22 protein-coding genes are annotated in these 19,173 nt (G+C 60.6%); 11 read left to right on the forward strand and 11 right to left on the reverse strand.

All coding sequences use genetic code 11. From position 1 onward, the window contains the following. Positions 1 to 65: 65 nt before the first annotated feature. The 3 genes from BM059_RS20490 to BM059_RS20500 form a co-directional block, all read right to left on the reverse strand. The gene (locus BM059_RS20490) at positions 66 to 299 is read right to left on the reverse strand and encodes an anti-sigma factor family protein (RefSeq protein ID WP_074941140.1); all 234 of its coding nucleotides are present in this window, start codon (positions 297 to 299) and stop codon (positions 66 to 68) included. Further along, positions 293 to 895, reverse strand: a complete 603-nt coding sequence (locus BM059_RS20495; protein WP_037000393.1) for an RNA polymerase sigma factor — start codon at positions 893 to 895, stop codon at positions 293 to 295. The genes BM059_RS20490 and BM059_RS20495 overlap by 7 nt, the downstream gene beginning before the upstream one ends. Before the next feature lie 70 nt (positions 896 to 965). Continuing rightward, a complete protein-coding gene (locus BM059_RS20500) occupies positions 966 to 2,087 on the reverse strand; it encodes a beta-ketoacyl-ACP synthase III (protein ID WP_074941193.1) in 1,122 nt (373 codons plus the stop codon). A 237-nt stretch (positions 2,088 to 2,324) separates the two neighbouring features. On the opposite strand from BM059_RS20500, the gene BM059_RS20505 reads away from it, so the two are divergent. Further along, on the forward strand, positions 2,325 to 3,935 hold the full coding sequence (locus BM059_RS20505; protein ID WP_074941141.1) for an FMN-binding glutamate synthase family protein: 1,611 nt from the start codon (positions 2,325 to 2,327) through the stop codon (positions 3,933 to 3,935). 71 nt (positions 3,936 to 4,006) lie between these two features. Continuing rightward, positions 4,007 to 4,738 carry a substrate-binding periplasmic protein gene (locus tag BM059_RS20510; RefSeq protein WP_037000395.1) on the forward strand — a complete coding sequence of 244 codons (732 nt, stop codon included), beginning with the start codon at positions 4,007 to 4,009 and terminating at the stop codon, positions 4,736 to 4,738. A gap of 3 nt (positions 4,739 to 4,741) precedes the next feature. Here BM059_RS20510 and BM059_RS20515 read toward each other — a convergent pair whose 3' ends face one another. The 5 genes from BM059_RS20515 to pnuC form a co-directional block, all read right to left on the reverse strand. Then, positions 4,742 to 5,833: an extracellular solute-binding protein gene (locus BM059_RS20515; protein ID WP_074941142.1), complete on the reverse strand. Its 1,092-nt coding sequence runs from the start codon at positions 5,831 to 5,833 to the stop codon at positions 4,742 to 4,744. A 9-nt stretch (positions 5,834 to 5,842) separates the two neighbouring features. Then, the gene (aguA, locus tag BM059_RS20520) at positions 5,843 to 6,955 is read right to left on the reverse strand and encodes an agmatine deiminase (RefSeq protein ID WP_074941143.1); all 1,113 of its coding nucleotides are present in this window, start codon (positions 6,953 to 6,955) and stop codon (positions 5,843 to 5,845) included. A gap of 97 nt (positions 6,956 to 7,052) precedes the next feature. Then, positions 7,053 to 7,940 carry a LysR substrate-binding domain-containing protein gene (locus BM059_RS20525; protein ID WP_074941194.1) on the reverse strand — a complete coding sequence of 296 codons (888 nt, stop codon included), beginning with the start codon at positions 7,938 to 7,940 and terminating at the stop codon, positions 7,053 to 7,055. Positions 7,941 to 8,200: 260 nt separating this feature from the next. Continuing rightward, positions 8,201 to 9,232, reverse strand: a complete 1,032-nt coding sequence (locus tag BM059_RS20530; RefSeq protein WP_037000399.1) for an AAA family ATPase — start codon at positions 9,230 to 9,232, stop codon at positions 8,201 to 8,203. Between the two features lies 1 nt (position 9,233). Further along, positions 9,234 to 9,800 carry a nicotinamide riboside transporter PnuC gene (pnuC, locus tag BM059_RS20535; protein ID WP_074941144.1) on the reverse strand — a complete coding sequence of 189 codons (567 nt, stop codon included), beginning with the start codon at positions 9,798 to 9,800 and terminating at the stop codon, positions 9,234 to 9,236. Positions 9,801 to 9,941: 141 nt separating this feature from the next. Between pnuC and BM059_RS20540 the strand changes: the two genes are divergently transcribed. The 8 genes from BM059_RS20540 (at position 9,942) to BM059_RS20580 (ending at position 15,948) form a co-directional block, all read left to right on the forward strand. Beyond that, positions 9,942 to 10,694, forward strand: coding sequence for a tetratricopeptide repeat protein (locus tag BM059_RS20540; RefSeq protein ID WP_074941145.1), 753 nt, complete (start codon positions 9,942 to 9,944; stop codon positions 10,692 to 10,694). A 150-nt stretch (positions 10,695 to 10,844) separates the two neighbouring features. Continuing rightward, a complete protein-coding gene (locus tag BM059_RS20545; RefSeq protein WP_074941146.1) occupies positions 10,845 to 12,320 on the forward strand; it encodes a hypothetical protein in 1,476 nt (491 codons plus the stop codon). Between the two features lie 2 nt (positions 12,321 to 12,322). After that, positions 12,323 to 12,661: a hypothetical protein gene (locus BM059_RS20550; protein ID WP_074941147.1), complete on the forward strand. Its 339-nt coding sequence runs from the start codon at positions 12,323 to 12,325 to the stop codon at positions 12,659 to 12,661. A gap of 90 nt (positions 12,662 to 12,751) precedes the next feature. Then, complete coding sequence (locus BM059_RS20555; RefSeq protein ID WP_074941148.1) at positions 12,752 to 13,198, forward strand: hypothetical protein; 447 nt, start codon at positions 12,752 to 12,754, stop codon at positions 13,196 to 13,198. A gap of 147 nt (positions 13,199 to 13,345) precedes the next feature. Beyond that, positions 13,346 to 13,768 (forward strand): SitI3 family protein, encoded by a 423-nt coding sequence (locus BM059_RS20560; RefSeq protein ID WP_139220776.1) that lies wholly within the window; start codon positions 13,346 to 13,348, stop codon positions 13,766 to 13,768. Between the two features lie 170 nt (positions 13,769 to 13,938). Beyond that, the gene (locus BM059_RS20565; RefSeq protein WP_074941150.1) at positions 13,939 to 14,343 is read left to right on the forward strand and encodes a hypothetical protein; all 405 of its coding nucleotides are present in this window, start codon (positions 13,939 to 13,941) and stop codon (positions 14,341 to 14,343) included. Between the two features lie 557 nt (positions 14,344 to 14,900). After that, positions 14,901 to 15,371, forward strand: a complete 471-nt coding sequence (locus BM059_RS20575; RefSeq protein ID WP_074941152.1) for a hypothetical protein — start codon at positions 14,901 to 14,903, stop codon at positions 15,369 to 15,371. A 97-nt stretch (positions 15,372 to 15,468) separates the two neighbouring features. Continuing rightward, complete coding sequence (locus BM059_RS20580) at positions 15,469 to 15,948, forward strand: DUF2247 family protein (protein WP_074941153.1); 480 nt, start codon at positions 15,469 to 15,471, stop codon at positions 15,946 to 15,948. A 225-nt stretch (positions 15,949 to 16,173) separates the two neighbouring features. On the opposite strand, the gene BM059_RS20585 is transcribed toward BM059_RS20580, so the two are convergent. Both BM059_RS20585 and BM059_RS20590 read right to left on the reverse strand, forming a co-directional pair. Then, positions 16,174 to 16,809 carry a hypothetical protein gene (locus BM059_RS20585; protein WP_244154439.1) on the reverse strand — a complete coding sequence of 212 codons (636 nt, stop codon included), beginning with the start codon at positions 16,807 to 16,809 and terminating at the stop codon, positions 16,174 to 16,176. A gap of 351 nt (positions 16,810 to 17,160) precedes the next feature. Then, entirely contained in the window at positions 17,161 to 17,484 is a 324-nt protein-coding gene (locus BM059_RS20590; protein ID WP_277813597.1) for an SDR family oxidoreductase, read from the reverse strand. Positions 17,485 to 17,549: 65 nt separating this feature from the next. Between BM059_RS20590 and BM059_RS25765 the strand changes: the two genes are divergently transcribed. Beyond that, entirely contained in the window at positions 17,550 to 17,840 is a 291-nt protein-coding gene (locus BM059_RS25765) for a LysR substrate-binding domain-containing protein (RefSeq protein ID WP_279626478.1), read from the forward strand. A gap of 8 nt (positions 17,841 to 17,848) precedes the next feature. On the opposite strand, the gene BM059_RS20600 is transcribed toward BM059_RS25765, so the two are convergent. Beyond that, entirely contained in the window at positions 17,849 to 19,132 is a 1,284-nt protein-coding gene (locus tag BM059_RS20600; RefSeq protein WP_074941156.1) for an FAD-dependent oxidoreductase, read from the reverse strand. Between the last annotated feature and the right edge of the window lie 41 nt (positions 19,133 to 19,173).

The raw sequence follows: 19,173 nt of genomic DNA on the forward strand, positions 1-19,173 counted from the left end.
CCGATCCACCCTACGCAGTGACTTGCCAGGAGGGCGACGCCGAGCCATCCCAGCAAGTACACAGTTCACCCCTGATTACGCCGATCCTGCGCCAGGCGCTCGGACAGGGCGTCGAGTTCAGGTAACTCCTCATCCGGCATCTGCCGGATCACCGCCTGGGTCAGTTTCATCTGGCGGATGAAACGCCGGCAGTTGCCGCACATCGCCAGGTGTGCGCGTACGGCCAGGCGCTGGCGCAACGTCAGTTGGCCGTCGAGATAATCGCTGGAGTGAGCGACCAATTCCTTGCAGGTCAGCATTGGCCTGTCTCCTCGAAATGTTCCAGGGTGGCAAAGACTTTCAGGCGTGCCCGGTGCAGCAGCACACGTGCATTGGAGAGCGAGATGTCGAGAAGATTACAGATCGCCTCCAGCTCCAGGCCCTGGCGCTCGCGCAGCACCAGCACGCTGGCCTGCAACTCGGACAAGCTGGCCAGGGTGTGCTCCAGGCACTCGCGCAATTCGTCCTCGGTGAGCAGGGCTTCGGGGCTGTCCTGATGCCAGGCATGCGGCGCCAGCAGCCAGTGACCGTCATCGGCAAAGCGCTCGTCACCCACCGTGCCATGGGGCGCGGCCAGGTCGTCGAGCAACACTTCACGACGGTTGTGCTTGAGACGGGTCTTGGCGGTGTTGGCAGTGATGGTCAGCAGCCAGGTCTTGAGGCTGGAACGCCCCTGAAAGCCTGCCAGGCTGCGCACCACGGCAAGCCAGGCATCCTGCACCACTTCGTCAGCATGGCGGCTGCCGACGATGGCGTAGGCCACCGCCCGCATCGCCCCCTGGTAACGCGCGACCAGTTCGCGGTAGGCCTTCTGCTCACCGGCGAGCAGACGACCCAGCAGATCGGTATCGGACATGGAACTCCCTAGGTCAGGCCTGTGCACGTAGCCGAACGCTCCGCGCACGTCAGGCATGCCTACAGAGAGTTCAACGCTTGCGCAAAATTACACTGCCGATCGAATAACCGGCACCAAAGGAGCTTAGAACACCCAGGCTGCCTGCCGGCAGATCGTCCTGATTTTTGTGCAGGGCAATCACCGAACCGGCCGAACTGGTGTTGGCGTAGGTGTCGAGAATCACCGGCGCCTCGTTCGGCTCGGCATCGCGGCCGAGCAGCTTGCGGGCGATCAGCAGGTTCATGTTGAGGTTGGCCTGGTGCAGCCAGAAGCGCTTGACGTCGCTGACGTTGAGTTGATTTTCCGCCAGATGCGCGGCAATCAGCTCGGCGACCATCGGGCAGACGTCCTTGAACACCTTGCGGCCTTCCTGCACGAACAGCTTGTCGCGGGCGCCCGCACCCTCTTGCGCGGCGCGGTTGAGGAAGCCGAAGTTGTTGCGGATGTTGTTGGAGAACTGGGTCAGCAGCTTGGTGCCGACCACGTCGAACTGATGCTTGGAGGTGGCCAGATCGGCGCGCTCGATGATCACCGCAGTGGCGGCATCGCCGAAAATGAAGTGACTGTCACGGTCACGGAAGTTGAGGTGGCCGGTGCAAATTTCCGGGTTGACCATCAGGATGGCGCGGGCCTGGCCGGTCTGGATCGCGGTGGTCGCGGCCTGGATGCCGAAAGTGGCCGAGGAGCAGGCGACGTTCATGTCATAGCCCCAGCCCTGGATACCCAGTGCGGCCTGCACTTCGATCGCCACCGCCGGGTAGGCGCGCTGCAAATTCGAGCAAGCGACGATCACCCCGTCGATATCGGCGACGGTCTTGCCGGCGCGCTCCAGCGCCTGCTTGGCGGCGCCCACGGCCATTTCGCAGAGGATGCCCCAGTCTTCGTTGGAGCGTTCAGGGATGCTCGGCACCATGCGCTGGGGGTCAAGGATGCCGGCCTTGTCGATGACGAAGCGGCTCTTGATACCCGACGCTTTCTCGATGAAGCCACTGCTGGACTCGCTCAGGGCCTCGACTTCGCCACAGGCGATGGCCTCGGCATTGTCGGCGTTGAACTGCTGCACATAGGCATTGAAGGATGCCACCAGCTCGTCGTTGGAAATGCTGTTGGCCGGGGTGTAGAGGCCGGTACCACTGATCACGACGTTATGCACGGTCATTCCTCTTATCGGCCGCTGGCGGCCTCAGGCAGTAGGCCGGCGACAATGGCGCAGGCCGAAAATCGGGGGACTTGGGCCAAGCTCTTACGATGGTTGGCTCCGGGCCACTGAGTGTGCCACAGGGCAATGGGGTTCGTCCTCAGCCCTTGAGCGTGTCTAATTGGACAGAACATGACCCAATATAGCCATTTGGTCTAAAGTCTTATCTTGATCCGTGTATCTGGAGCTTGCATGAACCTCTCCCTGCTCAGCCGCTACGCTTTTTTCGCCTTCTGCGTGCTGTTCACCCTGGCCAGCCTGCCCTTCCTTGGCCATCAATGGCTGTGGCCGCTAACCCTGCTCACCGGCGTTCTCAGCCTGATCGGTCTCGGCGACCTGCTGCAAACGCGCCATGCGGTCAGACGCAACTACCCGATCCTGGGCAACATCCGCTACCTGGTCGAAGGCATCCGCCCGGAGATTCGCCAATACCTGCTCGAAGGCGACGCCGAGCAACTGCCCTTCTCCCGTGCGCAGCGCTCACTGGTCTATTCGCGCGCCAAGAACGAAGGCGCCGACAAACCGTTCGGCACCCTGAGCGATGTGTACCAGAACGGCTTCGAGTTCATCAGCCACTCCATGCGTCCGGCGCCGCTGACCGATCCGTGCAGCTTTCGCGTGGAGATCGGCGGGCCGCAATGCAGCCAGCCGTACTCGGCGTCACTGTTCAATATTTCGGCGATGAGTTTCGGCTCGCTCAGCGCCAACGCCATTCGCGCCCTCAACGAAGGGGCGAAACTCGGCGAGTTCTACCACGACACCGGCGAGGGCAGCATCAGCCCCTATCACCGCGAGCACGGTGGCGACCTGGTCTGGGAACTGGGCAGCGGCTACTTCGGTTGCCGTGCGTCCGACGGGCGCTTCGACCCCGAGCGCTTCGCCGCCCAGGCCGCCAATCCACAGGTGAAGATGATCGAGATCAAGCTCAGCCAGGGCGCCAAACCGGGCCATGGCGGCATCCTGCCCAAGCACAAGATCACCGAGGAAATCGCCAGCACCCGCGGCGTACCGATGGGCGAGGATTGCGTCTCGCCTTCGCGCCACAGTGCCTTCTCCACGCCCACCGAACTCTTGCAGTTCATCGCTCAGTTGCGCGAGCTATCGGGCGGCAAACCGGTCGGCTTCAAATTCTGCCTGGGCCACCCGTGGGAATTCATGGGCATCGTCAAAGCCATGCTGGAGACCGGCATCCTGCCCGACTTCATCGTCGTCGACGGCAAGGAAGGCGGCACCGGTGCGGCGCCATTGGAGTTCACCGACCACCTCGGCGTGCCGCTGCGTGAGGGCCTGCTGTTCGTCCATAACACCCTGGTCGGCAGCAACCTGCGCGACAAGATCAAGCTCGGCGCCAGCGGCAAGATCGTCAGCGCCTTCGATATCGCCCGCGTGCTGGCCATCGGCGCCGATTGGGCCAATTCGGCGCGCGGCTTCATGTTCGCCATCGGCTGTATCCAGTCGCAGTCCTGCCACACCAACAAGTGCCCCACTGGCGTGGCCACCCAGGACCCGCTGCGCCAGCGCGCCCTGGTGGTCGAGGACAAGGCCCAGCGCGTCTACAACTTCCACCGCAACACGCTCAAGGCACTGGCCGAAATGCTCGCCGCTGCCGGCCTCGATCATCCTGCGCAGATGGATGCCAAGCATCTGGTGCAACGCATGTCCGCCACCGAGATCAAGCTGTTCTCGCAGCAGCATGTGTTCCTCGCGCCGGGAGAGTTACTCAGCGGCCAGATCGAAGGCGAGTTCTACGACCGCATGTGGCGCATGGCGCGCGCCGATAGCTTCGAGTCGGCACCAGCCTGAGCGGCCATCGCTCAGTCCGCTATGACCAAGCTCGGCGCGGCTTTGCTCAACGCTCCCTGACCGGTAACTGCATGCGTTTTTCGCTTTCCGCTCTGCTGCTTCTGCTCTGCCTCGCCGCCTCGGCCCAGGAGCAGCGCCCGCTGCGCTTCTCGGTGACCGAGAGCTGGGCCATGCCGATGATCAGCATCGTCGATGGCCAGGTCAGGGGCGGGATTCTCTACGACCTGCAGATGCGCCTGGCGCAGAAAGTTGGCCGCCGGGCAGAGATGTTGGTGCTGCCGCGCTTGCGCGTGCAGCGCCTGCTGGCCACGGGTGGAATCGACGTGCGTTGCTACGTCAATCCTGACTGGCTCGGCGAAGCCCACCACCAGTACATCTGGAGCCTGCCCTTCATGCTGCAGCGCGATGTGATCGTCGCTCGCGTCGCCGAACCCGACTTCACGCTGGAGCAACTGCGCGGCGAGCGCCTGGGAACGGTACTGGGCTTCAGCTACCCGCGCCTGGAGCCACTGCTGGCCAGCGGTGAGATTCACCGCGAAGACGTTCGCACCCAGGCACTGGCGCTGGAGAAGCTCGAAGCCGGCCGCTACCGCTATGCGATCAGCAACGACCTCAGCCTGAACTGGTTCAACCGTAATCGGCCGCAAGAAAAACGCCTGCATGCGCTCGCAGAAATCAGCGCCGACCCAGTCGGCTGCGTTGTCCGCGACGCGCCTGATGTCCCCACCCAGGCGCTGCTGCGGGCAATGGTCCAGATGAAAGAGGATGGTGAATTCGACGCCATCCTCGCCCGCTATCGCTGAGCGCTACCGGCCTGATTTCATCCGACTGAAGGCACGCGTCAGCGCCCGGTTGAACTCGCGGCTGTTGTCATTCTTGGTGTACAGCGTGGCGCGTAGCTCGGCCGGTGGGTAGGTGCCGGGGTCGGCGAGAATCGCCGGATCGACGAAGGCGTCGGCGGCCGGTACCGCATTGGCGTAGTAGATACTGTTGCTGATGGCGCCGATCACCTCGGGGGTCATCAGGTGGTCCATCAACGCCAGCCCGGCTTCCGGGTGCGGTGCGTCACGCGGGATGACCATGGCATCGAACCACAGCAATGCCCCTTCACGCGGGATGCGGTAGCTCAGCTGGAAGTCCTTGTTGGCCTGCTCGGCCTGTGCCGCGGCGATGGCGACGTTGCCATTCCAGGCCATCGCCAGGCAGGTGTTGCCGTTGGCCAGATCGCTGATGTTGCGGTCGTTGTCGAAGTAGCGAATGAACGGCCGCACCTTGGCCAGATGGGCCTCGGCCTGCTTCAGGTCATCGAGACTCTGCCGGTTGATGTCCAGCCCCAGGTAGCGGAACGCGGCGGCGAACACCTCGTTGGGATCATTGAGGAAACTCACCCCGCAGTCGGCGAAGCGCGCCACCACCTGCGGATCCATCAACATCGCCCAGCTATCGCTCGGGGCATCGGTCATACGCTTAGCGATGGCCTGCTGCTGATAGCCGAAGCCGGTGGTACCCCAGACGTAGAGTCCGGCGTAGCGATTGCCCGGATCGAACTTGGCCATGTGCTGGGTGAATTCGTCATCGAGCCCGGCAAAATGCGGCAACTGCGTCTTGTCCAGCTCGCGCAGCGCACCACTGGCGATGGCCCGGCTCAGGTGCTGGCCGGCGGTCAGCACCAGGTCGTAGCCACTGCCACCGGTGAGCAGCTTGGTTTCCACGGTTTCCAGCGAATCGAAGTGATCGACGACCACGTGGATACCGGTCTTCTCCTCGAACGAAGCCAAGGTGTCCGGGGCCAGGTATTCGCTCCAGATGAACAGGTTGACCTGCTGCGGCGCCGCGCTAGCCTGCGCGTGTGCGCAGGCGGCAAGGGCCACGGCCAACAGACTGGCGGGCAGTTTCATCCGAGCCTCCTAGGCGCGCTGGGGCGCGGCGTATTGCGGCATGGTGATGCAGGCGACGTTGCCGCCACCGAGGAGGATTTCCCGCGAGTTCTCGATGCCGAGGATGCGATGCTGCGGGAACAGTTCGGCCAGGGTGGCCTGGGCCACACGGTCGTTGGCGTCGCCGAACAACGGCAGGACGATGGCCGAGTTTCCGGCGTAGTAGTTGATGTACGAGGCGCAGATCTGCGTGCCGGCCTGACGGGTGTGGGTGGCATCGTCCTGATCCAGGCCTTCGGCCTCCACCGCCGTCCATTCCAGCACGCGCGGTTGCGGCAGCTTGTGCACCTCCAGCGTACGACCACGGGCATCGCGCGTGCTGCGCAGGATGTCGTAGGCCTCCTGGTAGATTTCCCATTGCGGGTCGGTGCGGTCATCGGTCCACTGCATCACCACCACGCCAGGACGGACGAAGCAGGCCAGGTCGTCGATATGGCCGTCGGTTTCGTCGAACTTGCAGCCGCGTGGCAACCAGATCACCTGCTCGGCACCGAGGTAATCCGATAGCCGGCGAGTCATCTCGTCCTTGCCCAGGTGAGCGTTGCGATTGCGGTTGAGCAGGCACTGCTCGGTGGTCAGCAGAGTGCGCTGGCCATCGCTCTGGATACCGCCCATTTCGGCGATGAAAGGTGCGCGATAACGATCGAAACCCTCGATCTCGAGAATCTTCTGCGCGATCTGATCGTCCTTGTCCCAGGGGTAGTAAAGCCCGCCATCGAGCCCGCCATAGGCGTTGAACTCGAAGTCTACACCGCGCACTTCGGCCGTCTCGTCATGCACCAGAAAGGCCGGACCGCTGTCGCGGAACCAGGTGTCGTTGCAGGTCATTTCCACCACCCGCACATGCGCCGGCAACAGGCGTCGAGCGTTGGCGTACTGCGCCGCCGAGGCGCAAACGGTGACTGGCTCGCTGCTGGCGATGGCCGCAACGATCTCGACCCAGACCTTCTGCGCCGGCTTGCCGCCGTTGCGCCACACGTCCGGGCGCTCGGGCCATCCGAGCCAGCAGCGGCTCTTGGTTTCGAATTCGCCGGGCAGACGGAAGCCGTCGGCCTTGGGTAGGGAGGTCAGGGTACGGGCCATCTCGCGGCTCCTGGTCAGTGGCTGGAAGGAGCCCGACAGTACGCGCGTCGATGCCGCGTCGACCAATGACGATAATCGCGGAACCCTTGAATTCAATTCACAGATCAATCAACTGATCAGTGAACCATTCGATGAAATGAGCCACGGCCGGCTTGTCCAGGCGCAGGCGCTCGCACACCAGCGCGTACTGCCCGAGCGACGGCACCTGGGCGGCGAAGGGACGCACCAGGCGACCACTGGCCAGGTCTTCGGCACTGGTCAGGTTATCGCCGATGGCCACGCCCTGACCGCGTGCAGCGGCCTCCATGGTCAGGCCGGCATGGCCCAGGTACAGATGCCGTGTCGGCTGGATATCGCCGGCGTGGGTGGTCAGCCAGGCGGTCCAGGTCTTGCCGTCCTGGTCATCATGCAGCAGGCAATGACGCGCCAGGTCGCGAGGGTGCTTGAGCGGCGACTGGTTGAACAGGCCAGGGCTGCACACCGGAAAGAACTGTAGGGTCGGCAACGGCCGCACGAAGTAGGCGCTGGCATCGTCCGGTCCGGTGCCATAGGTGATGGCGATATCGATCTCGCTGCCCGGCAGCGTCGCCTCCAGCGGCTGTTCGTGCAGGTGCAAGGTGATCTGCGGGTGGCGCTCGGCGAAATCGGCCAGGCGCCCGACCAGCCACTTCTGCGCCAATTCAGCGGTAACCGCGACGCGCAGCTGCGCCTGCGAGCCGGGATCACGCAGCTCGTCGCAGGCCTCGCCAATCAGCTCAAAGGCCTGTTGCAGGCTGTGCAGAAGGCGCCTGGCCTGCGGCGTCGGGCGTACCTGACGGCCATCACGCTCGAACAGCGTGCTGCCGAGTTGCTCTTCGAGCTGACGAATCTGGTGGCTGACGGCGCTGTCGGTCACGCACAGCTCAGCGGCTGCACGGCCGAAGTGGGCATGCCGCGCGGCAGCCTCGAAGGTGCGCAGGGCGGTGAGCGAAGGCAGACGGCGCATGACGATCCCGGTTCGGTCGAAAAGGCGCATCCTCGCCCAGCCATAGATGACCGGCAAGCTTCGTAGAGTGTCGCCGGGCCGCCCAGACGGTGCGCGCCAACCATTGCAGCGATGGCCGGCTGAACTCCGAACGTATTCCACGCATCGCCATATGAAGCCGGTGCGCACGGCGCATCCTACGCAAAGCCATCTGCGACGAGTTCGGCAAGTGTTTCGCTTGTTCGAGCCTCGGGTGCGCCGTACGCACCCACGACCACTGCCTAGGTGCCACTCAGACTGCGCAGCACCTGCTCGATGCGCTGTTGCAGCGAGCCGGTCAGCCGGGTGAATGGCCAGCCGCGCCGCGTCAGTTCCTGCTCGTACCACTGGTTCTGCCGGCGGCGAAAGGTCTCGTCCTGACGGGTGCCGTCCTGCACGAAGGGGAAGTCATCGGCGCACAGGAACAGATGGTGATAGTGCCGCTCGGCCAACTGCTCCAACTCGGCCTCGGCACGCCCGAACAGTTCGCGGCAATAGAACAGCGTGGTCAGCGGCGTGGTGTCGCACACCAGATAACGCCGGCACTGCTCGGCCTGGGTCTGTTCGCGGGCAACCTGGGTATTACCGATGTGCAACAGGTCCTCATAAACGAGTACACCGCCCTTCTCCTCCCAGCGCTCGCGGCCGTACTCGGCGGCATACCGCGTATCCAGGGCCTCGGCCAACGCCAGGGCAAGGCTGCTCTTGCCGGTGGACTCGCCGCCGAGCAAGGCGATGCGCTCGACGAAATCGCCGTAGACCTGCGGCGCCAGGTAGCAGCGCAGACTGTGAATATCGGCGCGCAGACGCGTACCGGACACCGGTACCTGAGTGCGTGCGCGGTTGATCTCGACATGCTGCACAGGCCGACCGAAACACCGGCTCAGGTGGGCAGCGAACCCCTCGCCGTAGGCCTCGCTGGTAAACACCGCGTCGACCGGGTGGCCGAGCACTGCCAGGCAGAAATCGGCGACGAACTGACGCTGTGCGGCATCGGGCTCGGATTCATGAGGAAGATCCGGCAGCGCCAGGCCTCGTGCGCGCTGCCGGGCAACCCACTCGGGCGTCACCACCCAACTGCGCAGCTCGGGAAAGCGCATCTGCAGCCAGTTCGCCCGCCGTTCCGGCTCACAACCGACAAGCTCCGGGCGGGCCCAGCTGAGCAGCACCAACTGTTCGCACTGTTGCTGCGCCTGGCGAATCAACCATTCGTGCCCCAGGTGCAGCGGCGCGAACTTGCCGACCACCAGCCCACAGGCAAATCGCTTGCTCATCTCAGGCCGTCTGCGCGTTCAGTTCACGGCGCCAGCGGTACAGGCCGTACCAGGCGTTACACCAGAACAGCAGGTAGATGAACGCCGTCAGGTACAGCTCGCGCGAGGCGAACAGCGGCACCGCCAGCGTGTTCACCAGCAGCCAGCCATACCAGGTTTCCAGCTTGCGGCGCATCAGCAGCAATTGCGCCAGCACACTGAAGGTCAGCACCAGCGAATCGATGAAAGGGGCGTAGGCGTCGGTGAAATAATGCAGCAAGGCGCCGTATGCGCCCGCCACGACCACCGCCAGCAGCAGCGCCAGGCCCAGCCCGGCACTGCCTGCACGGCTGATCGGCAGCGCCTCGCCCTGACGGCCGCGCAGCCAGCTCCACCAACCCAGCAGGCTGGTGGCAATGAAGAAGACCTGCAAGGTGACATCGGCGTACAGCTGCACGCTGAAGAACAACCAGCCGAACAGCACGCAACCGACCAGACCGACGGCCCAGGTGTGCACCGAGTTGCGCGCCGCCAGCACGACCGAAACCAGATAGAAAAGGTTGGCGAAGATCTCCAGCGACGACGGCATGCACGCATCCTTATGAACATGGAATCAGCCGCGCAGCCTACCACGTGACGTAGGCCACAGCCGTGCATGCATCACCTGACAACAGCGCAGATCCATGCTCTGATAAGCCTCCCCTCGCACTCCAAAGGACTGGATCGCCCCATGCCTCTGCTCGCTCTGCTGGTCATCGCCTGCCAAGTCACCTGCGGCCTCCATGTGGTACGCAGTGGTCAGGAACGCTACTGGCTGTACCTGATCATCGCCCTGCCCGGCCTCGGCTGCCTGATCTACTTCCTCGGCATCATGCTGCCGGATCTGCTCGGCAGCCGCCGTGGCCGGCAGACGCTCAACCGCCTGCACGACAGCATCGACCCGCAGCGTCATCTGCGCGCCCTGCGCGATGAACTGGAGATTCGCGACACCCGCGATACCCGCGTCAACCTGGCCGACGAGCTGCTGCGCATGGGCCAGGCCGAAGAAGCCGCCCAGCACTATCAGACCGCCCTGCGCGGCATCCACAGTGACGCTCCGGACATCCTCCTCGGCTTGGCCCGAGCACGCTTCGCCCTGGGCGATTTCGCCGGCTGCCAGGCGAGCCTCGATCAACTGATCGCACACAATCCCGACTTTCGCTCCGCCGATGGCCACCTGCTGTATGCCCGCGCCCTGGAAGGCCAGGGCAACGACCTCAAGGCCGAAGAGGAATACCGCGCCCTTGGCAGCTACAGCGCCAGCCCGGAAGCCAACTACCGCTACGCTCTGCTGCTGCGCCGCCAGGGGCGCCAGCGCGAGGCCATCGAACTGCTGCAGCAGATCCACACCCACGCCCGCCGCTCTGCGCGGCACTACCGCACCCTGCACAAGGAGTGGCTGGACCTGAGCCAGAAGGCGCTGCTCGAGCTGCAGCGCGACTGAGCTTCAAGCACTATTATTTGCGTGCATCGTTCACAAAACAGAGACGCAGCACGCCACTGCGCAAGATTTTGCGCATAGGTCATTGGTTAGCATCGGACGCTGAAGAAGACACCTGCCGGCAGCCGCCGGCCGCAGCATGGATGCCACAGGATGAGCGGCTACGTCCCCAACAACCGTAATGATCGCCCGGCGCCAACTCCGGAGCCCTATAACGGCGATTTCCACCGCCAGGCTCCCAGACCATTGGAAGGCGGCAGCACCCAGACCTCCAGTTGCCTGGTCGGGCTGCGTTTCGTCTGGGACAACGGCGAATGCCTCGGCGCCAACCTGCCCTACAGCCTCTCTCCCGCCAGCGGCAATGCTGTACGCGGTAGCCTGGACTCTCGTGGCGGTCTGATCCAGACCATTCCCAGCGGAGAGTACCAGGCGCAGTTGCTCGCCGACGCTGATGTCGATACCGACATCAGCAATGCCCGCGCCGAGCTACAGGCCGTACTGGACGAAATTCTCGCCGCCGAGCGCGCAGAAGCAGCTCGGTTGCAGGCCATTCAGGATCAGCGCAGCGCCCTCTCCAACTACGTGCATCGCCGACTTGCGGCGGGTAAAGGTTTCTTCCTCGGTGCCTGGGGTCTGCTCAAGACTGCCAAGGAATTCTCTGACCTGGTCAATCCCTTCACTGCCTTCTCCAATGCCCTGCGCAGTGCCTGGCAGGCGCGCGCCAGCGAGGGAGAAACCTGGCTGGCCGCATACAATCGCCAGTTCAGCGCTGAACAGCATCGTGAACTGGTCGAAGCTCTAGGCTTCGACCCCAGCAGCATCACCCGCGAACAGCTGGCCGAAGCCTACGAACTGGCCTGTTTCATCTACGAAGACGGCCCCAGCAAAGCCATGCTCGGCCGCTTCGCCGTCGACTATGCCAAGGCACAGAACGTCGAAGAAGTCGCTGAGTTCAGTGGCGGCGTGTTGTTCGAAATCGTGCTTGCAGCCCTGCTGATCGTCTTCACCGGCGGCGTCGGCCTGGCCGCTCGTGGTGCAGCATTGGTAAGCTATCTGGACAAGCTCACTCGCCTGGGTAATGCATTGAAACGCCTGAGCGCGGCCTTGAAGCGCGCAAGGATCAGGCGCGGTGGCAGAGCGAGAGGGAGCGGGACTGGGGCGCGGACGGTCGAAGTGACGCGCCCAAAAGAGGTAAAACCAGGAACGGTACAAACGCCTGCTGAGGGAGGCCACAGACGGCAGACCGGTTCAGGATATTTCTCCGGCACAGCAGATGAAGCCTACGAAGCTATTCGGGCAAGTAATACCGATGTTGCCGATATATCAAAAAATACTGGGATCAAGATAGAAAACGTTCAAAAGGTGAAGGATCACCTGTTTTACGAGGAACACCTGCTTGATCGCTATGTGGAATATGGAATTCCAGCTCAACGCGCCAGATTCGACAGCGACATGGGCATCGCTAATGCTTGGAAGAGACTGGAAAATGGAACCCACACTCCTGACGACATGAAACTATTAAGGCATGAGACAGCAGAAGCATGGTACATGCGGAGAAATGACTCCGGATACACTGATGCCCATAATGCAGCAGAGCGTCGCTACCCTGCACCCAAACTGGAAAATTAAAAATGCAATTTCTTTACGATGCCCCCTATTACAAAGTCATCCGCATAACCGGCCCTCAACATAACCTGCTTGGGCTATCGCTTGGATATAGTGAATCCATAGAAACCAGCGACCTTTCTTCCAGTGAATCTCATGAAAACACGATCAAAAGCGATGATGTGCTCACCCAAGTCATCACCGGCTTAAAAGAAATAAATCATCAACTCCAATCAAACTACCAAATCAACAAGGTGCAATTCGTAGCCACTGACACGCCGGGCAAAGATACATACAGAGACCTCACCAAAGAGCTCATCTTCCGCCTACACAACAATCAAGAGTTCATCACTCTCTCCAAATAACGCCCAAACATCGAAAAGCCAATAAATAAAGCACCACCAAATAATTTAAAAACTAAATACTCACCTCAAAAGGGCGTCCCATTTCTGATTATGAACAGGACAGAAGAGGAGCTACGAGAGGAAGTCGCCAACCTTGGTGACTACGACGCAGCGGCAGAAGCACTGCGCCAACTGAAACACCTGAACAAAGCCGTAGCAGAGCACTTGGCAGTAGACATTCTGCGCAGCAACAAGGGTGACGAATATTTCCAGGCTTCCGCTTTCGAGACCCTGTATTCAATGAACTTTCATAAAGGAATTGAACTGATCAGGAACCCGCCGGAGTGCTTAAATACCGCCACCCTGAGCACAATGATCGAATGTATAACCGAAGACTCTGGTATCGCAATGGATCGCCCTGAAGTTCTCGAAGCGGCAAAGATACTGAAAGAAATCATCAGGCATCTGGACGCTGAAAAAAACCTCCGAATGAAAGGTACCATCGACTGGTTTCTGGAAACCTATCCGAACATCAGAGCCTTTCAGCAGCATCGCTAGAAAATCAGCAGCGCTTTAATTCTCGAAAAGCCGGAAACAGTCAATGAGCGTACATGAAGATACCGTACTGGAAATTCCAGGTTGCTAAGTGCATTCTGCTACGACAGTTACTACGTGGATGCCCCCTGCCATACACAGGCCAATGACATGTCGATCGACTACCAGTTCTATCTAGCCCCTCTGTCTTATACGTCCGTCATGGCATCAATTGATTTCAGGACCCTTGAAGATAGGGAACATGTCATTCAGGGCGAGATCGGCAACAGCGGCCTGATGGCATACCTGGTGAAAAACCCAGCGCCCGATGAGTTCAGCATGGAGGAATTGCAGTTCAGCCCCACCTGCCAGCTCATTCTGTCTCCCGACCTGGGCAACTACGAGCAGAGCATGAGCGCTCTGATAGCGACCATCAACCAGCTGGTGCCCGTGGCCAAAGCCTCGGCGCTGTACATGAACAACGAGTTGCTGCTACTCGACAAGCTGGACAACCAGACCACGCTATACACATCGGATAAGGACTGGTGGGAGGAGCACATTGAAAACATCAGGTTCCCGCACAGTCAACGCTGAGCCCCTTGATAGGGACATGACGCTGATCTCCTAGAGAATCGACGGCACCACCCCAGTGCCAAGGACCCACTCAGGCGGACTGGCAAGCGCTGGTGTCGACACGCTCGCCTGTCTGGAGACAGCCAACGACGAACAGCCTCAATCCCCCCAAGACGCCCACACTGTGCGCAATGAGCCGCTCGATCAATCTTTTCATCAAAAGAGCACTCCCCGAGCGCGAGATCGTCATGCGCCTCAACCGAAAAATCCCCGATGGGATCGAGTCGCTCGAATATCCCAAGGAGCGCGCAGCTGTCTTTCTTCAGTACGCTGACCACGAGGCCGAATTCCAGCAAAGTCTGGGGCTCTCCTGGGCGTCGGAGGAGCTGAGCCTTGACGATGTAAAGCTGGCCACCCAGTTGGCCAATGTACTGTCCACAGACGTCTTGCTGGAACCTGAGCACCTGGCTCTGCCTGATGGCTACACTTGGTGTCTCGCGACGATGAACAAGCAACTGTATGCAGTCGACACCATTGACGTCGAAGATGGGATCGCTCTGAAACCGCATACCCGGAAGATCCTGCTCACCACCTGAAAGACGCTCACCTTGCTACCCTGACCACCAGTGACTAGCTCATGACATCCATCGAAAACGCACTATCGAGGACGGTTCTCGAACTCAGCGACTATGGCGAAGCTGCAGAGGCACTAAATCTGCGTTGGCAGCTAGCCGTCGACACCCTCTATCGCCTTCTCTCTAGCGACCTCCTCTATATCCCAGCGTTGAAAGCTGATGACTCGTCAACGATGAATCCTGCTGCACTCGATTATATAAAGTCACTTGCCCGTCATGACCCTTTCAGCTCGGACGTCGAGGAAACCTCACATTGGTATCTATGGAATATCAGTGCCACAGACAGATGCCATAGCCTTATCGAGAAGTATGGAATTCGTGATCTTCCTCAAGGGGAGCTAAGTCAGGGGCTTGTCACAGCGCTCCACGGCCTATTCGCTGAAAACCAGGTTGCCTGGAGTGACTACCCCCTGATAGCCAGAAGCACGGATCAATGATACCTACGCACGTTCTTCACGGCTAATTCAGCGTACCGTTGCCGGCCTGCGTCAGGAAAATCTTAGGCGAGAACAACACACATGCATAATGATCAACTATTCAGTCTTATTGATTTCAAGAAAGCTAACAACGATCCAGCTACTTCCGGCATCGACTACGTGCAAGCTGTATATGCCACTACTCCCTTGCACTTCGATTTCCTCCTCCATTACGCACAACTAATATCTCCCTCAATAGAAGTTTTCGACAACCGGGCATTTATTGGCGAGCTTTTCGATGCGAATCGTTACCTAGACCTCATAAAAACAACACAAGATATGGATCGTGCCCAGTATTGGATGAATTTACTGGAAATCACAGGACTGTTTGATAACTTGACAACCGAGCAGGCTATCGCTCTAGCGCAAATAATCTCCCAATACTGGAACAGTAATCTACTTACCAAACACGGCGGTTCATGCGGAGAAGCTCGTTATATTTGCGACGCCGATAGCGGTGAAGTCTTCGTCACCATAGCCAGATGGTCCCTCGCAGATGCAGAAGAGCAATGAGTTAATCCATCACCAGCGAGTTGCGCATCGACGCTTCATTCCTGGCGGGAAAGTGACAGGCTTCCCCAACCAAGTTGCCAGATCTTAAGGGGTAGTAATGAACGAATATTTTCCCGAGCTTGCTAAGCGCAACCTGGTTGACTGGCCTACTCTGGCGATCGGCTTGAATAACGGCTGGATAAACAAGGACGCAGTATCCGAGCATGCCTTCAAGCTACTGTCTGCCGGTCAGCAGGACAGTGATATTGCCGTTCTGGCCGGCAGCGACGCCCTGAGTGATGACGAAGTAGTCGCCTTGCTGGCAACCCTGTGCAAGAAAGAGGGTATCGATCTTCAGGAAAAGCAGTTGCATGCTCTGAAGAAATGGCGGCTAGCCATGCTCTCGGACCTGCAACATTCCTCGTTTGCCAACGAGGACAAGATCGAACGGTTGCAGGAGCTCTATGCGGAGTTCGGCTACCCGGACGATATGGCCGCATGCAGCATCTACGCGCAAAACGATGTCGATCCAGTCGATGCACTACATAAAGTCGTCGCGGCTCTGGAACAGTGCTTTGTCAGCGACACCTGCAAATAGGCTGCTCCCACGCCTCTCGCTCACCCTTCCAAGCATGCAACTCGCGCTTCTGCGCCCTCAATGCGGTGCACTCAGCAAGCAGGTCCAAGCGCTCCAGTGTAGCTAGTCCCGAAGGTCGAAAGCGCTTTGCCCCCTCTCCGGGAACCGGGGAACAAGGGCGCAGGATCGCGGGCAAGAAAAAACCCGTGAGAGCCAATCTGCACGGGTTTCGATTTAACAGCGCGGTTACTGCACAGATGATAGCGCGTCATTAGCTGCAGAGGTCGGCACCAGAATTGCGGCCTCGGCTTGGCAGGCGCGGTTAATACGGTAACTCAGCTCTTCAAACAGGTCATCAGCATCAAGGCCTTTCCCGTCAGCATCGCGCAAGTTTCCATAACGGAAGACAACGACATGTTTACGAAAGCCCCTCCCTCTGGCCGCGCCCGGCCTTAAGAAAAGACCATCAAGCCGGCTATATTGGAAGGCAGGTAGCGTATCGACTTTTTCCAACGGAATATGAAAAGTGCTATTAAACTGGAAGTCCTTGTGCGTGCAGTAAGTCTCGATTTCCATATCGCCAATAGAAGTGTACGGCAACAGACCGTTTGCATTGAAAAACCAGATGCCCTCATCTTTCAGAATCATCAGCGGCTTTGATCCTGCGCCCCGATTGATCCAAGCCGACGCCAGCAGCCAGACCGCAACCAAAAGCAGCAAGCCCGCAATGGGGCTTGCACCCATGCGGAAAGCCTGAAACGACAGGCCCATCAAAAGAAGCCCAATCCCTCCCCCCATAAACAGAACTCGACGCCCCTCTTTAAATTCTACGTCGCTCGCCGTTATTTCCATGTTGACTCCTTTTGATTTATCGATTTCCATTCGGTCAGTTACTGTCGGCCACCCGACACAAACATTGAGGATGTGATTTTTGCGAGTTTGAGTGCTTTAAGAAACCTTCCTTGAAATTCAGAACAGAACGACCATCCTTGAAGTTGCTGCCAAAAAGGCAGCAGAAGAAGCCCCGCGCCAACCAACTGCAACTCGCTGAGCGCTCCAAAATACGTACGGCTAAAACCTGCGGAGGCAAGCCGATGGCGCGGGCCAGACAGGCCGTGTCGGCTCTCACGATGACAATCGGCGCCCCCTTCAAACGCTCTCCCGTTGGCTGCCACGCAGTCTATCTAGGCTGAGCAGCCTGGGCTGAGAACTACCGCGCAACGCCAGCGGGCGTCAGAGGAACATGCAACCGGAAGCCTCGATGCGCTGACCGTTGACCCAACGCCCGCCCTCGCCTCGCTCCGATATCGTCAGGCTGGTGCGGTCCAGTGCCGTGTTGCCCGCGACAAGGGCGTTGAGCTGGGTGTTATCGCGTACAGCGCCATGGACGAAGTCGGTCTCGATGGCTCCGGGCGCTAACACATTGGCCGTGATGCCAGGCGGCCCTGGTTCCTTGATTATGTAGCGGATCCACACCTCAGTGGCATCCTTCATCGCCACATAGACAGCAAAACCAGACAGGCTGAAAGGCGCCAGGCCGCTGGAAACATTAAGGATGCGTCAATCGTCGGCCAATAGCGGCATCAGGGCGCGAACGCCGAGCGCGCTGATTTCCTCGCTCAGTGCCTGCGCCTGGCCGGCCTGGCGCTGTATGGTCGCGCCCGCTAGTTGCTGAGTTGGAAAACCTTTTCCGTCAGGATGCTCACGCCCTGAGTGAAAGGTTGTGCGTGGACATGCCTGCGGAAATAGCCAAGCGCCTTGTCACGCCGCGTCTCGATGAATTTCTTGCCCGACATCCGGCGCTGGAAATCGAGCTTGGTTGCAGCGACCTGCGCATCGATCCTCTGCGGGAGGGGTTCGACTGTGTATTGCTCATCGGCGCCATCGATGACGACAGTCTAGTGCTCGGCTAAAACAAGCCTCACTCCCAGGCCTCTCGCTCACCCTTCCAGGCATGCAACTCGCGCTTCTGCGCGCCTGACCACAGCCAGCCGCCGCGCGCGCCGACCAGGGTACTGACGGCGTGCTGGCGGCCGAAGTGGTTGTGCCGCGCGAGCATCAGGGCGATATCGCGCAGCACGGCCAGGGTGTTGCTGTTGGACTGGAACAGCGGCGTCAGCAGGCGGCTGGCCTGGCGGTAGTAACGCAGGTGATCACGACGAGCATCGCCGTAACGAGCGAAGATGGCGTTCCAGTCGAGCGAATCCTGAGCCGCATCGTCAGCCTCGCCCAATGCATCAGCCAGTGCAGCGGCATCGACCAGCGCCATATTGGCGCCCTGCCCCAATTGCGGGCTCATGGCATGGGCGCAATCACCGATGGCTAGCACACGACCGTCGCTCCAGCGTTGCATGCGCACGTCCGCGTAGGCCGCCAGGGTCAGTTGCGTAGGGTCATCGATCTGCTGCAGATAGGCCTCCGAAGCCTCGCCGGCGAGGCTGCGCACGCGGGTTTTCCAGGCCTGCAGGCCGCTGCTGCGCCAACTCTCGTGCTCGTTCAGTGGCAGGCTCCAGAACAGACTGGTCAGCGACGTCTGGCGCGCGTGGTGGGTGCAGCCGGTCGGCATCAACCCGAACATCTCACGGCAGCCGCGGTACCACTGGCGCAACTCGCCGGACTCGGTCGCCGGCGAAGTCGGCAACATGCTCCACAGAGCGCCCCAGGGATAGGGTCGCGACCACTGCCGCACCTGCATCTGCGCGCGCAGGGTCGAGCGTGTGCCATCGGCCAGGATCAGCGCGGCGAAATCACCCAGGGGTTGTTCGCTGCCATCCGCCTGCTCCTGCAGCAGGCGCACATGGCCGCTGGCCTGCTCGAAGCGGCTCACCGCCACGCCGGTTTCCACCTGCACACCTGCCCGCTGCGCGGCATTGAGCAATGCCGTCATCAACACCCCGCGGTGAATGCCCAGGCCGAAACTGCCTGGCTGCCAGTCGTGATAACGGGTGTCGAGGATCACCCGGCCCTGGCAGCTGGTGCCGTACAGGCGGCTAACCGGCGCGCCCAGTGCAGTGCACTCGGCCAGCAAGCCCAGGCGCTGCAGAACGGCCAGGCCCGAAGGCTGCAACAAGATGCCGGCGCCCACCGGCTGCAGTTGCTCGACCCGCTCCAGCAGACGCACCGCATACCCCTGACGGGCAAGGAATATCGCCGTGGCGAGACCCGCGGTACCCGCCCCTACGATGGCTATCGGCAATCCATTCACAGCTACTCTCCCTGTTCGATCAGGCGATTCTAACCGCGATG

Source organism: Ectopseudomonas composti, assembly GCF_900115475.1.
GTDB classification, from domain to species: domain Bacteria; phylum Pseudomonadota; class Gammaproteobacteria; order Pseudomonadales; family Pseudomonadaceae; genus Aquipseudomonas; species Aquipseudomonas composti.

Coding starts and splice junctions, on each gene's coding strand:
- aguA (WP_074941143.1), bottom strand. CDS start 6,955: ATGGCCCGTACCCTGACCTCCCTACCCAAGGCCGACGGCTTCCGTCTG.
- BM059_RS20555 (WP_074941148.1), top strand. CDS start 12,752: ATGAACAGGACAGAAGAGGAGCTACGAGAGGAAGTCGCCAACCTTGGT.
- BM059_RS20495 (WP_037000393.1), bottom strand. CDS start 895: ATGTCCGATACCGATCTGCTGGGTCGTCTGCTCGCCGGTGAGCAGAAG.
- BM059_RS20515 (WP_074941142.1), bottom strand. CDS start 5,833: ATGAAACTGCCCGCCAGTCTGTTGGCCGTGGCCCTTGCCGCCTGCGCA.
- BM059_RS20490 (WP_074941140.1), bottom strand. CDS start 299: ATGCTGACCTGCAAGGAATTGGTCGCTCACTCCAGCGATTATCTCGAC.
- BM059_RS20510 (WP_037000395.1), top strand. CDS start 4,007: ATGCGTTTTTCGCTTTCCGCTCTGCTGCTTCTGCTCTGCCTCGCCGCC.
- BM059_RS20540 (WP_074941145.1), top strand. CDS start 9,942: ATGCCTCTGCTCGCTCTGCTGGTCATCGCCTGCCAAGTCACCTGCGGC.
- BM059_RS20580 (WP_074941153.1), top strand. CDS start 15,469: ATGAACGAATATTTTCCCGAGCTTGCTAAGCGCAACCTGGTTGACTGG.
- BM059_RS20550 (WP_074941147.1), top strand. CDS start 12,323: ATGCAATTTCTTTACGATGCCCCCTATTACAAAGTCATCCGCATAACC.
- pnuC (WP_074941144.1), bottom strand. CDS start 9,800: ATGCCGTCGTCGCTGGAGATCTTCGCCAACCTTTTCTATCTGGTTTCG.
- BM059_RS20560 (WP_139220776.1), top strand. CDS start 13,346: ATGTCGATCGACTACCAGTTCTATCTAGCCCCTCTGTCTTATACGTCC.
- BM059_RS20565 (WP_074941150.1), top strand. CDS start 13,939: ATGAGCCGCTCGATCAATCTTTTCATCAAAAGAGCACTCCCCGAGCGC.
- BM059_RS20585 (WP_244154439.1), bottom strand. CDS start 16,809: ATGGAAATCGATAAATCAAAAGGAGTCAACATGGAAATAACGGCGAGC.
- BM059_RS20575 (WP_074941152.1), top strand. CDS start 14,901: ATGCATAATGATCAACTATTCAGTCTTATTGATTTCAAGAAAGCTAAC.
- BM059_RS20545 (WP_074941146.1), top strand. CDS start 10,845: ATGAGCGGCTACGTCCCCAACAACCGTAATGATCGCCCGGCGCCAACT.
- BM059_RS20505 (WP_074941141.1), top strand. CDS start 2,325: ATGAACCTCTCCCTGCTCAGCCGCTACGCTTTTTTCGCCTTCTGCGTG.
- BM059_RS20525 (WP_074941194.1), bottom strand. CDS start 7,940: ATGCGCCGTCTGCCTTCGCTCACCGCCCTGCGCACCTTCGAGGCTGCC.
- BM059_RS20530 (WP_037000399.1), bottom strand. CDS start 9,232: ATGAGCAAGCGATTTGCCTGTGGGCTGGTGGTCGGCAAGTTCGCGCCG.